This is a genomic window from Peribacillus sp. 05N428 (assembly GCF_056397085.1).
Window position 1 is genome coordinate 165,163 of record NZ_JBFTMS010000003.1, and the last position, 16,145, is coordinate 181,307.

The 16,145-nt window shown below is 43.4% G+C and carries 17 protein-coding genes; 10 read left to right on the forward strand and 7 right to left on the reverse strand.

Annotated elements, in window-relative coordinates:
* Positions 1-34: 34 nt before the first annotated feature.
* A complete protein-coding gene (locus AC1DIV_RS04110) occupies positions 35-349 on the reverse strand; it encodes a hypothetical protein (RefSeq protein ID WP_034309161.1) in 315 nt (104 codons plus the stop codon).
* 213 nt (positions 350-562) lie between these two features.
* Between AC1DIV_RS04110 and AC1DIV_RS04115 the strand changes: the two genes are divergently transcribed.
* On the forward strand, positions 563-1,768 hold the full coding sequence (locus AC1DIV_RS04115) for an argininosuccinate synthase (protein WP_034309158.1): 1,206 nt from the start codon (positions 563-565) through the stop codon (positions 1,766-1,768).
* Positions 1,765-3,144 carry an argininosuccinate lyase gene (gene argH / locus AC1DIV_RS04120; protein ID WP_323596519.1) on the forward strand — a complete coding sequence of 460 codons (1,380 nt, stop codon included), beginning with the start codon at positions 1,765-1,767 and terminating at the stop codon, positions 3,142-3,144. The genes AC1DIV_RS04115 and argH overlap by 4 nt, the downstream gene beginning before the upstream one ends.
* Before the next feature lie 42 nt (positions 3,145-3,186).
* Here the strand turns inward: argH and AC1DIV_RS04125 are convergent, their stop codons facing one another.
* A complete protein-coding gene (locus tag AC1DIV_RS04125) occupies positions 3,187-3,630 on the reverse strand; it encodes a universal stress protein (RefSeq protein WP_477575891.1) in 444 nt (147 codons plus the stop codon).
* Between the two features lie 241 nt (positions 3,631-3,871).
* Between AC1DIV_RS04125 and AC1DIV_RS04130 the strand changes: the two genes are divergently transcribed.
* On the forward strand, positions 3,872-4,177 hold the full coding sequence (locus AC1DIV_RS04130; RefSeq protein ID WP_477575825.1) for a hypothetical protein: 306 nt from the start codon (positions 3,872-3,874) through the stop codon (positions 4,175-4,177).
* 62 nt (positions 4,178-4,239) lie between these two features.
* Positions 4,240-4,425, forward strand: a complete 186-nt coding sequence (locus AC1DIV_RS04135) for a hypothetical protein (RefSeq protein ID WP_477575826.1) — start codon at positions 4,240-4,242, stop codon at positions 4,423-4,425.
* Between the two features lie 81 nt (positions 4,426-4,506).
* Here AC1DIV_RS04135 and AC1DIV_RS04140 read toward each other — a convergent pair whose 3' ends face one another.
* The gene (locus AC1DIV_RS04140; protein ID WP_048681093.1) at positions 4,507-5,604 is read right to left on the reverse strand and encodes a M24 family metallopeptidase; all 1,098 of its coding nucleotides are present in this window, start codon (positions 5,602-5,604) and stop codon (positions 4,507-4,509) included.
* Between the two features lie 118 nt (positions 5,605-5,722).
* Between AC1DIV_RS04140 and AC1DIV_RS04145 the strand changes: the two genes are divergently transcribed.
* Entirely contained in the window at positions 5,723-6,403 is a 681-nt protein-coding gene (locus AC1DIV_RS04145) for a metal-dependent hydrolase (RefSeq protein WP_048681095.1), read from the forward strand.
* Here the strand turns inward: AC1DIV_RS04145 and AC1DIV_RS04150 are convergent.
* Positions 6,400-6,651: a hypothetical protein gene (locus AC1DIV_RS04150; protein WP_477575828.1), complete on the reverse strand. Its 252-nt coding sequence runs from the start codon at positions 6,649-6,651 to the stop codon at positions 6,400-6,402. The genes AC1DIV_RS04145 and AC1DIV_RS04150 overlap by 4 nt on opposite strands.
* A 642-nt stretch (positions 6,652-7,293) precedes the next feature.
* Here AC1DIV_RS04150 and AC1DIV_RS04155 point away from each other — a divergent pair.
* Positions 7,294-7,518, forward strand: coding sequence for a hypothetical protein (locus tag AC1DIV_RS04155; protein WP_034309145.1), 225 nt, complete (start codon positions 7,294-7,296; stop codon positions 7,516-7,518).
* A 71-nt stretch (positions 7,519-7,589) separates the two neighbouring features.
* Positions 7,590-8,909: a DRTGG domain-containing protein gene (locus AC1DIV_RS04160; RefSeq protein ID WP_034311452.1), complete on the forward strand. Its 1,320-nt coding sequence runs from the start codon at positions 7,590-7,592 to the stop codon at positions 8,907-8,909.
* Positions 8,910-8,936: 27 nt separating this feature from the next.
* Here AC1DIV_RS04160 and AC1DIV_RS04165 read toward each other — a convergent pair whose 3' ends face one another.
* Positions 8,937-9,239 (reverse strand): YtpI family protein, encoded by a 303-nt coding sequence (locus tag AC1DIV_RS04165; protein WP_034309143.1) that lies wholly within the window; start codon positions 9,237-9,239, stop codon positions 8,937-8,939.
* Positions 9,240-9,407: 168 nt separating this feature from the next.
* On the opposite strand from AC1DIV_RS04165, the gene AC1DIV_RS04170 reads away from it, so the two are divergent.
* The gene (locus tag AC1DIV_RS04170; RefSeq protein ID WP_251539780.1) at positions 9,408-10,346 is read left to right on the forward strand and encodes a DHH family phosphoesterase; all 939 of its coding nucleotides are present in this window, start codon (positions 9,408-9,410) and stop codon (positions 10,344-10,346) included.
* Positions 10,347-10,411: 65 nt separating this feature from the next.
* On the opposite strand, the gene ytrI is transcribed toward AC1DIV_RS04170, so the two are convergent.
* Complete coding sequence (gene ytrI / locus AC1DIV_RS04175) at positions 10,412-10,915, reverse strand: sporulation membrane protein YtrI (RefSeq protein WP_251539779.1); 504 nt, start codon at positions 10,913-10,915, stop codon at positions 10,412-10,414.
* Complete coding sequence (gene ytrH, locus AC1DIV_RS04180; protein WP_034309135.1) at positions 10,912-11,247, reverse strand: sporulation membrane protein YtrH; 336 nt, start codon at positions 11,245-11,247, stop codon at positions 10,912-10,914. The genes ytrI and ytrH overlap by 4 nt, the downstream gene beginning before the upstream one ends.
* A 183-nt stretch (positions 11,248-11,430) precedes the next feature.
* On the opposite strand from ytrH, the gene dnaE reads away from it, so the two are divergent.
* Together dnaE and ystJ are read left to right on the forward strand one after the other, a co-directional pair.
* Positions 11,431-14,790 carry a DNA polymerase III subunit alpha gene (gene dnaE, locus AC1DIV_RS04185; protein ID WP_340877179.1) on the forward strand — a complete coding sequence of 1,120 codons (3,360 nt, stop codon included), beginning with the start codon at positions 11,431-11,433 and terminating at the stop codon, positions 14,788-14,790.
* Positions 14,791-14,903: 113 nt separating this feature from the next.
* Positions 14,904-16,145 carry an NADP-dependent malic enzyme gene (ystJ, locus tag AC1DIV_RS04190; RefSeq protein ID WP_323596514.1) on the forward strand — a complete coding sequence of 414 codons (1,242 nt, stop codon included), beginning with the start codon at positions 14,904-14,906 and terminating at the stop codon, positions 16,143-16,145.

The window sequence follows — 16,145 nt, forward strand, 5'->3', positions numbered from 1 at the left end:
TTTTAAACTGTGGCTTTTTTGCATGGAATAGGCCTTAATTATGCATCTTTTCCGTCACGGCTTGATTGGCACGATACCAAAGCCATAAATCATTGATGATGGAAGCAAGTTCCGCAATTTCGGAATTGAGCTGGCATGATTTGGCGAAATTACTCTCATCGGAGAGCCGAAACTGCTTTCGGTTAATCGTGGATTCCAGTTCCTTGATGCGGTCCGGGATGCTTCCCCGGATATTCTCCCAATGTACGAGTATTTGCTGCTGCTCGCCTTTTGTATATTCATCCCACTCCAGATTCAAATCGGGAATGGAGATGCCGAGCCTTTCATCATAGATAAATAGTTCTCTCATATGCCCTCCGCTTTTCGATTTATCATACTCCTAGTTTACTATATTCTCGCGGAAGCATCCAATGTGTAAATTCCCTGAAAATATTAGCGGATTATTTAGCGAAATCTTTAAAATACCCCTTGTATTCCATTAATAAAGATGATAAAGTACTAATCATAGATTGAATAAAAATAACAAACGATGAATTTTTATTCACACGAAAGGACGATGGAAATGGAAAATCAAAAAGTTGTTTTAGCATATTCCGGAGGTTTGGATACTTCCGTTGCAATTAAATGGTTACAAGATCAAGGGTACGAAGTTGTGGCATGCTGCTTGGATGTCGGAGAAGGAAAAGATTTGGACTTCATTAAGGAAAAAGCGATCACTGTCGGTGCGGTAAGTTCCTATGTCATTGATGCGAAGGACGAATTCGCTGATGAATTCGCATTGACGGCTCTTCAGGCACATACTTTGTATGAAGGGAAATATCCATTGGTATCTGCTTTATCACGTCCGCTGATTGCGAAGAAATTAGTGGAAGTGGCTGAAGCGGAAAACGCGGTAGCCGTTGCACACGGTTGTACGGGAAAAGGAAATGACCAAGTGCGTTTCGAAGTATCCATCTCCGCATTGAACCCTAATTTGCAAGTCCTTGCACCTGTCCGTGACTGGAAATGGTCTCGTGAAGAGGAGATTGAATATGCAGCGAAAAATGGCATTCCCGTTCCGATTGGCATGGCGAGCCCGTTCTCGATTGACCAAAACCTTTGGGGAAGAAGTAACGAATGCGGAATCCTGGAAGATCCTTGGGCAGCTCCGCCGGAAGAGGCCTATGATTTGACTACAAGCCTTGAATGTACGCCAGATACTGCCGATATCATTGAAATTGGTTTTGAACAAGGTGTGCCGGTTACATTGAATGATAAAAACTATAAATTGGCTGACCTGATCGTCGAGTTGAATCAAATTGCCGGCAAACACGGAGTTGGACGTATCGATCACGTTGAAAATAGATTAGTAGGGATCAAATCACGTGAAGTCTATGAAGCTCCTGGTGCGATGACATTGATAGCTGCCCACAAAGAACTTGAAGATATCACGCTTGTTAAAGAACTGGCTCACTTCAAACCGGTGATCGAGAAGAAAATGACTGAATTGATTTATGAGGGACTTTGGTTCTCTCCGCTTCAAAAAGCTTTGGCTGCATTCCTGAAAGAAACACAAGTGAATGTAACGGGTACGGTACGTGTAAAACTATTCAAAGGTCATGCGATTGTTGAAGGAAGAAAATCCGAGTACTCCCTATATGACGAAAAATTGGCTACCTATACAAAAGCGGACGAATTCGATCATGATGCAGCAGTTGGATTCATTAAGCTATGGGGACTTCCAACGAAAGTGAACAGCATGGTCAATAGCAAGAAGGTGACAGTGTGAGCAGCAAGCTTTGGGGAGGAAGATTTACGAAATCTGCCGAAGAATGGGTAGATGAGTTCGGAGCTTCCATTTCCTTTGACCAGGAACTTGTCCTTGAAGATATTCAAGGCAGTTTAGCTCATGTAACCATGTTAAAGCAATGCAGCATTTTACCTGAAGAAGATGCGGATCAGATCATTGCGGGTCTGAAAAGTTTACAGGAAAAAGCTGAGAAGGGTGAATTGACTTTTAAGGTTGAGATGGAAGATATCCACCTCAACCTGGAAAGTATGCTAATAAGCGAAATCGGTCCAGTTGGCGGAAAGCTTCATACAGGAAGAAGCCGTAATGACCAAGTTGCAACCGACCTTCATCTGTATATGCGGAACCAAACGAAAGTGATTCTGGAACTCATCAATGATTTGCAAATAGCGATTTTGGGACAATCCAAGAAAAATGTGGAAACACTGATTCCAGGTTATACACATTTACAGCGTGCACAGCCCATTTCGTTTGCCCACCATTTAATGGCCTATTTTTGGATGCTTGAGCGTGACAAGCAGCGCTTCACCGAGAGTTTCAAAAGAATCAACATTTCTCCATTGGGTGCTGGGGCATTAGCTGGGACGACTTTCCCGATTGACCGTGACCTCAGTGCGGAGCTATTGGGGTTTGATGGAATATACGAAAACAGCCTTGATGCGGTAAGTGATCGTGATTTTGCCATTGAATTCATGAGCAACAGTGCGACAATGATGATGCATTTATCCCGTTTCAGCGAAGAAATCATTCTCTGGTCAAGCCAGGAATTCCAATTCATTGAATTGGATGATGCGTTTTCCACTGGAAGCAGCATTATGCCACAAAAGAAAAACCCTGATATGGCGGAATTGATCCGTGGTAAAACTGGACGGGTTTATGGGAACCTAACGGGGTTATTGACTGTTTTGAAAGGACTGCCGCTTGCTTATAACAAAGATATGCAAGAAGATAAAGAAGGCGTTTTTGATACGGTTAAGACCATTGTTGGTTCACTTAAAATATTTGCCGGCATGATTTCAACGATGAAAGTGAAAACGGACGTAATGGAAAAAGCAACAAAAAATGACTTCTCGAATGCGACGGAATTAGCTGATTACCTGGCTTCAAAGGGAATGCCTTTCCGTGAGGCGCACGAAGTGGTTGGGAAGCTTGTATTGTTCTGTGTCCAGAATGGCTGCTATTTAGTCGACCTGAGCATTGAACAATTCCAGGAAGCTTCCGAGTTGTTTGATCAGGATATTTATGATGCATTAAATCCTTATGAGGCAGTTAAACGCCGTAACAGTGCGGGCGGTACAGGTTTTGCCCAAGTCCTGCTGGCGATTGAAAAAGCGGAAAAACTGGTAAGTGAATAACAGGAAAAAGCTCGTTCACCAATTTGGCGAACGAGCTTTTTATCATTTTCTTTGATTCGTACGAACGACCATTACATCACAGTTTGAATGGCGAACGATGCCTTCCGACACGCTGCCGATAAGGAAACGTTCGACTGCATTAAGGCCTGTTGCACCGCAGACAATTAAATCGATCGAATGCTTTTTCGCTAAATCCCTTGGAATTTGAACTTTAGGAGAACCATAGGCAACTTCTGTTTGGACCTTTGTAATCCCGGAGGCAATGGCTTCCGTTTTATACTTGTCCAAGAGCTCATTGGCAAAGGTTTCAGAGTGATCACGGATAGTCATATCATAAGCTTCGACAGTAGGGAAATTCCTTGTATCCACGATGTGTGTGAGCACAAGGGTAGCGTCACTGAGTTTTGCTAGGTAGATGGCCTTTTTTAAGGCCCACTCTGCTTCTTCCGAGCCGTCCACTGCTACAAGAATATTTTTATAATCTATACTATTCAAGTGAATCTCCTCCTTCTATTTCATTCCTATTATACAATGATTTACCTTATGGATCTGATTTCAATTGTAACAAATTAGCGAATGTTTATGCCAATAATCTGGAAATCGCAAATGAAACCATATGATTCCAACCTTATTATGATGTAATGAATCATGAAATAACGAAAATCTCTCCCTTTTACCTTATTTGTTTATTAATGGTAACCTTTGATGTGAGAGGGGAGTTTTTTCTTTGAGTGTTTCAAAAATAGTAAACTATGCTTTAATTTATGCTTTGATCTATTTCATTTATATTTTCTTCATCAATTTTATACATGCTCCGATCAGTTTTATGAGTATAGCAGCACTGCTGCTTCCATTTATTCTATTACTATTTTTTCAATGGATTTCATGGAAATATACCAATAAGCATAATAAAAGGAAACTCAAGATTAGATTTATAGTCATATCAAGCCTTGGCTTTGCCCTTCTAGTTTTTTGTGTGGTTCTGTTAGGGGTAAATGAATCTGATCAAGGTTCACCACTGAAAGATGGTTAAATGATGATAAAGGAAGAGTCTACCTGGTAGATGACTTAACCAATGAACATGAATTGATAGGCATGACAAAAGATGAAGTGTTCACGCTTTTAGGGTCTCCAACAGAAACGGAATATTTTAAAGAGGAAGATAATGTTGTTTATTATCTCGGTGACGAGAGGGGAATCATAAGAATAGACAGTGAATGGCTGGTCATTTGGTTTGACGGCAGTGATAAAGCAATGAAGTATGAACTGCGGACCGATTAGTTGATATGTTGAAAAAATACCCCCGTCTTAAATGAAGGCGGGGGTATTCGGATTTCGTTATATTAAATGGTTCATGCATTATCACTTTATGATTTGCAGGCTCTTCGGGAATTTGGTCAAAACCTCACAGCCGGCATCGGTGATCAATAGATCATCTTCAATCCTGACACCTGCAACATTTGGAACATATATGCCAGGTTCGATGGTATAAACCATTCCGGATTGAAGTTCGAGGGAATTCGTTTCAGTCAAGGATGGATACTCATGGACACTGATCCCAAGTCCGTGGCCGAGCCTGTGCGGGAAGAATTCACCGTATCCTTTATCCCTGATGATGTTTCTGGCTGTCAAGTCTATCTCGGAACAGGATACACCAGGTTTACTGGCTGCAACGGCAGCTTCTTGTGCTCTACGTACAGTTTCATATATTTCTGCCTGTTTATCATTGATATCTCCGTAAGCAACTGTTCTAGTAATGTCAGAGCAGTACCCTTCATGAACGACGCCAAGGTCAAAGAGTACAAGGTCGCCGCGCTGAACCTTCGTATTCCCAGGTGTGCCATGCGGGGAAGCGCCATTTTTACCAGTCAGGACCATGGTGGAGAAAGACATTTGGCTCACTCCGGCCTTTTTCAATTCRTATTCAATCGCTGCAAGGATTTCCATTTCCGTTTTACCTTCATGAATTTCGCTGACACCCACTTCAATCGCAAAGTCGGCAAGGCGGCATGCTTCACGGATTTTGACCATTTCATCTTCCGATTTGATCATTCGCATCTTTTGAAGTTTTTCTTCTGCGGAAACAAGCTTCGGTGCTCCGAAGTGTTGTTGGACCTTTTCATAACGTTCCACATTCATATGCTCTTTTTCAATGGCCATTGTATGAATGGTTAAACCGCGATCCTTGACTGCTTGCTTAACTTTTTCCCAAGGATTTTCAATGTCGGTGTAACCGATGATATCTCCATCCCATCCAGCCTGTTTAGCATCCGGAACTTCCATCTGCGGGCAGACAAGGAAAGGTTCGGCATTTGCAAAAATGGCAAGTGCCAGCAGTCTTTCATGAGGATCACTAAAAAACCCGCTCAAATAGAAGATGCTCTCTGTAGATGTAAGTAAAGCGGCTTCAGCTTCATTCGCCTGTAGCCAAGTTTGTAGTTCTTTCAAACGTTCATTCATGACGGTACCTCCATTAATAAGATATAATTACCTTAGCAATATTTAAAAGTATAGTAAATGGGAAAGGCCTAAGAAAGCTACATAAAAAAATTGTTGGTATGGGAAGGGAGCATCAAAAATGAAAGTATCTTTTCATGGACATGCAGTTGTAAAAGTCGAAACGAATGGTAAAACGATTTTAATCGATCCATTCATTACTGGAAACGAATTGACCGATTTGAAGGTGGAAGATGTGAAACCGGATGTGATCATCTTAACACATGGCCATAATGACCACGTCGGTGATACGGTTGAATTGGCCAAAAGGCATGATGCGCTTGTCATCGGCATTGCAGAGATTGCCGACTACCTGGGTGATCAAGGGGTCAGGACCCACGGGATGAGCATCGGCGGAGCTTTCGAGTTCGACTTTGGAAAAGTGAAACTGACGCCAGCTTTCCATGGAACGGGATTCAATAATGGAGAGGGGCAAATCATTTATTTAGGAATGCCTGCTGGAATATTGCTTACGATAGAAGGGAAAACGATCTATCATGCAGGGGATACAGCGGTATTTTCCGATATGAAACTGATCGGGGAACGACATCCGATTGACTTGGCATTCTTGCCTATCGGCGACAATTACACCATGGGCCCGGAAGATGCAGCACTTGCAGCGAAATTCCTTCAAGCCAAACAAGTCGTGCCGATTCATTACAATACTTTCCCTGTCATCAAACAGGATCCTGAAAAATTCCTCGACTTGCTTGAAGAGGAAAATGGACTGATCATGGAAGCCGGGGATGAAATAGACTTTTAAAAGGAGCGGGAGCCTGCAGGTGCTTCCATCAGACTATAGATAAGTTCGATGATAATGGAGTGTGTCGACAGTTTGGTTTGTAATATTTGACCGTTTCTTTCCACTGCAGGCACTCGCTTTCCGCGGGCGGTCCGGGAGCCTCCTTGGCGCTTATGCGCCTGCGGGGTCTCCCTTGGACTTGCATTCCCGCAGGAGTCTCGCACACCCGCTCCAATCAACTCTGCATTAAAACTAAGAGAGAAACCCAATTGCCCTCAGTTTTGGAAGGTTTGTGAGTTGACTTTTTCTTTCTCCATTAAGACTTAACAATTTATATCCGCCTTTACTAAAGACTTTTTGTTTTTTACTAGAAAAGGAGTACTTTAGGAAAATAAGTCAAGTTCATTATTTTACATATACACTTCCGTATATCTCATTATCGAGATAGCGTCCAGTTTCCAAATCTAATGCATGGGAAAGTCGTGGTTGTTGGTGCGTTTGTCTGCACCGCTGTAGACCAAGTGATGATTGGTGTTTTACAATACTACTGCTTCCTGTTTTCCTTGCAAACTACCCCGTACAGTGAGTTTCTTTTCTAAACTTCATTTTTATTTCTGACACTTTTTTATTATCTGTCTGTTTAGAATCATTTTCCTCTCCATTGACTGCCACTTTAGTACCTGCTTCGAAACATCCATCTATAGTTAGGGCGCTCAAAGCAACTATTATTGAATTGATATGTTTGACAAAAACTAATCCCTCCTTATGTATATCGAGTAAATGCACTCCTCTTTTATGAAAAAAGAATCCATACAAAGTGAATCTATCTGAAAGTAAACTCTCGCTCAGCAGCCAAGTCTTTTTTCCTTTCACAGGCATAAAATGAATAGATGAAAAAAAGGGGGGATTGGATGAAACAGAGGTTATTACTGTGTTTGCTTTTATGCGGTGTGATGCTGTATTATGCCGTGCCGCGTTTGTCGTTGGAAAGTGGCGGTCTGGAGGGCCTGTTTGCTGGATCCTGGCTGTTGTTTGCATTGTTGGCGGTAGCTGGAAACTTGACGGGCATACTATACTCTCCTAAGAAACAAAAGGTAAAACGACAGCCGGAATACAAAAGGTTGCGCCAATACTAGTAGTTGTTTGATAAACTAGGCTCTTTGACCTTATAATGGAGAATAGGAATACCGTGAAAAGGGTGAAGCGCTTGGCTACAAAGCATGAACAAATATTGAAACATATCGATGGGCTCCCTGTCGGCGAAAAGATTTCCGTCCGTCAAATAGCTAAAGCATTGAATGTTAGTGAAGGTACGGCATACCGGGCAATTAAAGAGGCGGAGAACCAGGGCTACGTGAGCTCGATTGAGCGGGTAGGCACGATCCGCATTGAGAAAAAGAAAAAAGAGAATATTGAAAAGCTCACTTTTGCAGAGGTAGTCAATATTGTTGACGGACAAGTTCTTGGAGGGAAAACGGGACTTCATAAGACATTAAATAAATTCGTCATCGGGGCGATGAAGCTGGATGCCATGATGAGATATACAGGGGCAGGAAACCTGCTGATCGTCGGGAACCGTACACAGGCCCATGAGCACGCGTTAAAAGCGGGTGCAGCGGTGCTGATCACCGGGGGATTCGATACTGAAGAGCCTGTTAAAAGGTTAGCCGATGAATTGGAGATGCCTGTCATCTCAACGAGTTACGATACGTTTACCGTTGCAACGATGATCAATCGGGCGATTTATGACCAATTGATCAAAAAGGAAATCTTGCTGGTGGAGGATATTTTGACACCCGTACAGGAAACGACCTTTTTGACAGTGGGTGACCGGGTTCAGACCTGGCATGAACTGAATCAGGAATCGGGGCATAGCCGTTTCCCTGTTGTCGATGACAATATGAAGGTTCAAGGAATGGTCACATCAAAAGATATCATCGGACAGGAAGAGATGACGCTCATCGATAAGGTGATGACGAAAAACCCGATGACCGTAGGCGATAAAATGAGTGTGGCATCTTCTGCACATATGATGGTTTGGGAAGGGATCGAGTTAATCCCGGTCGTGAATGACAGTCATATCCTAAAGGGTATCGTGAGCAGGCAGGATGTGCTGAAGGCATTGCAAATGAGTCAAAGGCAGCCTCAGGTCGGCGAAACGATCGACGATACGATCACCAGCCAGCTTGTGATGACTTCGAATCGCGGCAAGGGCGAGGAAGTGTATAACTATGGCGTCACCCCGCAGATGACCAATTACCTTGGCACCATTTCAAGCGGTGTGTTCACGACATTGGTCACCGACTCGGCAAATCGTGCACTTAGAAGCTATAAGCGCGGTGACTTGGTCGTGGAAAACATGACGATCTACTTTATCAAGCCAGTCCAGATCGACAGTACGCTTGAAATCCATCCGCGTGTCCTTGATGTAGGACGTAAATTCGGAAAAGTCGATGTCGAGGTGTTTAACCAAGGCAAACTTGTCGGCAAGGCGATGTTGACTTGTCAATTGCTGGACCGATCATGAAAAATAAAAAGGATAATCGAAATTCGATTATCCTTTTTGATTTGCAGCTTCTTCGATTGCATGCGGCAAATAAAATTTATACATTTTATAGCCGCCCCAAATACTGAATAAGCCAACGAAGATGAAAACGGCGGCAATGATATAAGTGATGGTCGTGTGGAATAGAAAAAGCTGATTGATTCCGAATAGTGCGACAAACGCACCGAGGGCAATGGAAGACTTCCCTGAAATCCACTTTTTCTCCATCGGCATTCTGGTTCGGACCGATTTGATTTTATAAAACAGATAGACCCCTAGTGAAAGAACGATCAAGGTGACAAGAATAGGCATCGTTTGAAATTCCCCCAATTTAACATATGTACCTTTTTATTGTAGCGGGAAATGAAAGAGAATGCCACAGTAAACAAGATGAGTCTTCCTATTTCCGCAATTTTTTGATTAAATGAAATATATCATCTTTATAAGGCTCGATAATACATATGTTAAGGGGAGATCAATATGAAAGCTGAAATATTAGCAGATATAAAGCGTTATGATACTATCATTCTCCATCGTCATGTCCGTCCAGATCCGGACGCTTATGGTTCACAGGGGGGATTGGCGGAAATCCTGAAAGCATCTTTCCCCGAAAAGCGAATTTATACGGTCGGGAAAGAGGAACCGTCATTGAATTATTTAAGAAGGCTCGATGTGATTTCGGATGAAACATATCAAGGTGCCTTGGTCATCGTTTGTGATACCGCAAATACGGACCGGATATGTGATGCACGTTACACGACGGGGGATAAACTGATTAAGATCGATCATCATCCTAATGAAGATCCGTATGGGGATATGCGTTGGGTCGATACATCGGCAAGTTCCACAAGTGAAATGATTTACGAGTTTTACCAGTTCGGTAAAGAACAAGGCTTGAAGATGAGTGATGAAGCGGCACGCCTTCTATATGCAGGCATTGTTGGCGATACAGGTCGTTTTCTATTCCAAAGCACAACTGAAAAGACATTTGCCTATGCCAGTGAATTGATTCACTATTCGTTCTCCCGCCCGCAGTTATATCAGGAGATGTATGACGTCGAGGAAAGCATAGTCCGGTTGAATGGATATGTGCTGCAGCATTTTGAAATCCTTCCATATGGAACGGGGAAAATGATCATCACGAAAGATATACTTGAAAAATTCAATGCTTCCACATCTGAGGCATCGCAGCTCGTCTCCTCGCTAGGTTCCATTAAAAATGTTAAGTCATGGGTCTTTTTCATTGAAGAGGATCAAGAAATCAGGGTCCGTTTCCGTTCTAAAGGACCGATTATCAATACGATTGCCCGTAAATATAACGGCGGAGGCCACCCGTTTGCAGCAGGGGCTTCGATCTATTCTTGGGATGAAGTGGATAATATCCTTGCCGACATGGAAGAGTTGAATAAAGCGGAATGATAAAAACTTAAAGACCAAATCACAAATGATTTGGTCTTTTAAATTCGGTGGATACTCACCCATCCTTAAGAAGTAGTCCTTTTTAGTTTGATTTCTATATTCATTTTCGTATAAAACATGATTTCAACGACTTCAAGTCGATAGCGCTTTTTATTGATGGTCATGATCTTGTTTTCTATCGATTTTTTCAACAGCATCTTTCCGTCATAGACACTGGCGACATCTTTGGCGAGAAGAGAGGATAGGTCGTCCTCAATTACATCCTCCGCTTCTGCAATACTCAGCTGATCCAGACTGTATTTTTCATTCGTGATCGTTACTTCCACTTCCTGAATCGTCAGGATTTCCTCGTTTTTCTCGTTCAATTTTTTATAATCCTGCTCCCAAATTGCGATCTTCCCGTTTAAATCCTTAATCTTTTCTCTTTGTTCGTGAAGGGTCAGGATCTGCTTCTCCTGCTGGACACCATGCATATAAAAGAATATCCCCCAGCTGATCAATCCGCCAAGTGCGGCCCCGGCAAAAAAACGCTGCCAGGTAGGAGTCCGGTGATAGGGAGGAATCCTCATGGTGAAATATGCTCCTGCGTGAACCAGTTGATGATCAGTGCTCCTGTCTGTGCCCCTCCAAGTGCAGATAGTATCAATAGGACCTGCTTGACTATATCCTTCGTTTCCCCGTGGAAAATACCGCGTTCAAAATTATAGACCATATCAAAAGTTCCCCCGATCGCAGCGACAATCGCCCAAATACGAAGGCTGTCCGACAGCCGGAATACAGTCGTCATCGGGGCTTGTCCAGTAAAAAAAGCGGCGAGGCCCCCGATTATCGAGCCGCCAAGCAATACGCCAAGCGATATGAAAAAGCTGTTGAGGAAGGCTGGAACAAAGGCTTCATTCATATATCATCATCCTTTTTTGCTTGATATTCTTCTATTCCATTTATATGGGATGTTCAGAGGTATTATGATAGTCGCCGGAAATCAGGAAGTTAAATTGCATTGGTAATGAGAACATATTTTCTTTTTTTGAAATAAACACTATAATGAAAAGAAACATGCCTTACAAAGGTGGGAGAAAAAAACGTGTATACTCATCTCCATATTCAGAGCGGATACAGCCTGCTGACAAGTACGGTGAAGATCACTGAACTTGTGGCCAAAGCGAAAGCGGATGGCTGTACAAGTCTTGCCTTAACCGATCGAAATGTTATGTACGGTTCGGTCTATTTTTATAAAGAATGCAAGAAGCAGGGCATTAAGCCGATTATCGGCATACTTGCGGATGTCCTTGATGAACGGGAATCTCCACATGGACTTCTTTTATTGGCAAAGAGTCTGCAAGGATATAAAAACCTGCTTAAAATAAGCAGTGCCATAAAAACGAAATCCCCGTCAGGCATTCCAATGAATTGGCTTAAAGCCTATTCCGGGGGCTTGATTGCAATCACACCAGGTGCAGAGGGGCAAATAGAAACGCTATTGAGAGAAGAAAACCCTGAAGAAGCCAAACAGGCAGCAGGGCGATTTCTGCAAATTTTTGGTCATGATAACTTTTATGTATCCATACAGAGACTTTCGATTGCGGAAGAGGAAAAAGGTAACGAAGCCATAAGTCAGTTGGCGAGAGATTTAGAGATAAAGATTGTCGCGACGAATCCAGTCTATTATTTGAACGAAAGCGATGCACTCGCTCATGAAGTCTTATTGGCAATCGGAAATGGCGACAAGCTGGCGGATGAGACGCATATGGTCCTTGAATCGGATCAATTTTATTTGAAAAGCCGGTCTCAGATGGCAGAACTATTCCATGACAGGCCGGATGCACTCGAAAATACACTGCATATTGCCGCGCAATGCAATCTGGACATTTCATTTCATCGTTCACTTCTGCCTAAGTACCCTACTGAGGATGGAGCCACAGCCGAGGAAATGCTCGAAACCATCTGCTTCCAAGGGCTGAAGAAAAGAGTGCCGGAACCATCCATTCAATATGAAGATCGCCTGCGATATGAATTGGATATCATCACCAAGATGAAATTCAGCGATTACTTTTTAATCGTTTGGGACTTCATGAAATTCGCTAAGGATCATCAAATCCTGACTGGTCCAGGAAGGGGGTCGGCCGCAGGGTCGATGGTCGCTTATGTGCTGTCGATCACGGATGTCGATCCAATCGAACATTCCTTGCTGTTCGAGCGTTTCCTGAATCCGGAACGTGTCTCGATGCCGGATATCGACATTGACTTTCCGGATAACCGCCGTGAAGAAGTGATTGCCTATGTCGCGAAGAAGTACGGGGAACTTCATGTAGCACAGATCATTACATTCGGAACATTGGCTGCCAAGGCTGCGTTAAGGGACACAGGACGTGTTTTCGGCCTGAATTCAAAGGAACAGGAAGCGGTATCGAAAATGATTCCAGGCCGTCTGGGCATCACGCTTCCCGAGGCTTTCAAGGAATCGAAAAGGCTTAGGGAATTTGTTAATGAGAGTGACCTGAATCAAAAACTATTTCAAACCGCGCTATTGCTTGAAGGGCTGCCTCGCCATGCTTCGACACATGCCGCCGGCGTCGTCATCAGTGACCAGGCACTGACCGAGCATATCCCGATTCAGGGAGGCCATGAGGGCATCCACCTGACTCAATATCCAATGGACCTTCTCGAAGAACTGGGACTTCTTAAAATGGATTTTCTTGGACTCCGCAATTTAACGCTCATCGATAATATTATAAATAACATTAAAAAGGGAACGGGGAAAAAGCTCGACTTGTCCCATATTCCGATGGATGACCCTGAGACGCTGGCCCTTTTAGGCAGAGGCGAAACAACCGGAGTGTTCCAATTTGAATCGGATGGCATCCGAAAGGTTTTGATCAAGCTGAAACCGAACCGATTCGAGGATATCGTTGCGGTCAATGCCCTATATCGTCCAGGTCCGATGGAAAATATACCGCTGTTCATCGAGCGAAAGCATGGACTTGCTCCGATTGATTACCTGCACGAGGATTTGAAGGATATCCTCGAGCCTACATACGGGGTCATCGTTTATCAAGAACAAATCATGCAAATCGCCTCCCGCTTAGCAGGGTTTTCATTAGGGGAGGCTGACCTGCTCCGACGTGCCGTTTCGAAGAAGAAGAAGGATGTTCTGGATCAAGAGCGGCAGCATTTCGTGAGCGGAGCATTGAAACAAGGATACTCCGAAAAAACGGCAGATGAGATTTATTCCTTGATTGTCCGCTTCGCTAACTATGGATTCAACCGAAGTCATGCGGTGGCGTATAGTTTCATCGCTTATCAGCTGGGTTACTTGAAAACCCACCATCCGGAATATTTCATGGCAGCACTTTTGACATCGGTTGTCGGGAATGATGAAAAGATTTCGCAATATATCCGAGAAGCAAAGAAGAAAGGGATAGCGGTTCTGCCTCCCTCGATTAACCGGAGCGGTTACCCGTTTTTACCGGAAAAGGAAGGGATCCGTTATAGCCTTGGAGCCATAAAAGGGATAGGCGGGACGGTCCTAAAAGATATCTTTGCTGCGAGGCGTCAGAAGAAGTTCGCTGATTTATTCGATTTCTGTTTGCGCGTTTCGGGGAAAATCGTAAATAGAAAAGTGTTGGAAGCGCTTGTCCATTCAGGTGCATTTGATGAATTCGGTGAAGACCGGGCAACATTGTTGGCGAGCTTGGACGTAGCGATCAATCATACGGAATTGGTTAATCCGGATGATGACCTATTCGATATGTTTTCGGATGGCGAGTTTTCACTCAAACCGAAATACCACCGGGTCGATCCTATCCCAATCGAGGACAAACTCTCGTTGGAAAAAAGCGCATTGGGGCTTTATCTATCGAATCATCCTGTGACAAGCTACAGAGAACTTTTTCAGCACTTCGGCTGTTTGACAATAGATGAAGCTATTAATAAAAAGGAATCGAAAGTCTTACTTGGCGCTTACATCACCTCGGTTAAAACCATAAGGACAAAAAAGGGCGATGTGATGGCTTTCTTGAGCGTCAGTGATGAAGAGGGGGATATTGAAGCGGTCGTTTTTCCAAATGTTTATAAAAACCACTCTGCCGACTTGAATCATGGACAACTCGTTATGCTGCAAGGGACATTGGAAGAGCGGGATGGAAAAACTCAATTCCTGATCCGGAACGTGTACCCGCTTGAAAAAGTGAAGCAGATGAAAGAGGAAAAAAACGGAACGATATTCCTGAAAATTGAGGCTGGCAAGCAAACGAAGGATACACTGCAAAAAATAAAAAAAATTTTAATGCAGCATAGCGGTGAAACCAAGGTCATGCTTTTTTACGAGAGGGAAAACCGCTATGTACAGCTATCTTATTGGGATTGGGTCAATCCTACAGATAGATTGATGCAGGCATTATTTGACTTGGTGGGAAAAGGGAATGTGGTTTACAAGAAAGAATAACTGTTTTACAACTTTAATAGTTATGTTATATTGAAAACAGGCCGCTGTGGTCTGACCACTAGATTTCAGCATATAAGATAATGGGTTACCCAATTTGTTTTAGGAGTGAAACTATGACATTAAGAGAAGAAGCGTTACATATGCACCGCTTGAATCAAGGAAAATTAGAAACAGTTTCGAAAGTGCCGGTTAGGAACGCAGTAGATTTGAGCCTGGCTTATTCTCCTGGTGTCGCAGAACCGTGTAAAGATATTTACGATAAGCCGGAAACCGTTTATGACTATACAATGAAGGGGAATACGGTTGCCGTCATTTCTGATGGAACGGCTGTTTTGGGACTTGGAAACATCGGTCCGGAAGCTGCTATGCCGGTCATGGAAGGAAAAGCCGTTTTATTTAAAAGTTTCGCCGGAGTGGACGCTTTCCCGATTTGTTTAAAAACGACGGATGTGGACAAAATTGTAGAGACCGTTAAATTACTCGAACCGACTTTCGGTGGAGTGAACTTAGAAGACATAGCCGCACCAAATTGTTTTGAAATTGAAGAACGACTCAAGAAAGAAATGAATATTCCTGTTTTCCATGATGATCAGCACGGTACAGCCATTGTTACTGTTGCCGGTCTTGTGAACGCGTTACGACTGGTGAATAAATCAATGTCAGAAATTAAAGTGGTAGCGAATGGCGCAGGCGCTGCGGGCATTGCCATCATTAAATTGCTTTATAGCTATGGAGTTCGCGACATCATCATGTGTGATACGAAGGGTGCCATTTATGAGGGCCGTTCGACAGGTATGAATGATACAAAAGAACAAGTGGCGAAAGTGACCAATCGAAATAGGGTTTCAGGACCTTTGGAATCTGTCATTGAAAACGCTGATGTATTTATAGGTGTTTCTGCCGCAGGTGCATTGACAAAAGAAATGGTTTCTTCGATGAATCGGGATGCGATCATTTTCGCGATGGCTAATCCAGATCCGGAAATCATGCCGGAAGATGCAAAAGCAGCGGGTGCCAAGGTTGTTGGAACTGGCCGTTCGGATTTCCCGAATCAGGTCAATAACGTCCTTGCTTTCCCAGGGATTTTCCGTGGTGCCTTGGATGTACGTGCGACTCATATCAATGAAAAAATGAAGGTCGCTGCAGTAAAAGCCATTGCTGGATTAATACAGGAGCATGAGTTGAACGAAGACTACGTGATCCCTGCTCCATTTGATGAGAGGGTGGCACCTGCCGTTGCGGCTGCTGTTGCCAAGGCAGCGATGGAAACTGGAGTAGCTAGAATCAATGTAGATCCAGAGGTAATTAAAGAAAAAACAAAGAAATTAGCGATCATTGGAAAAAGTGAGGAATAA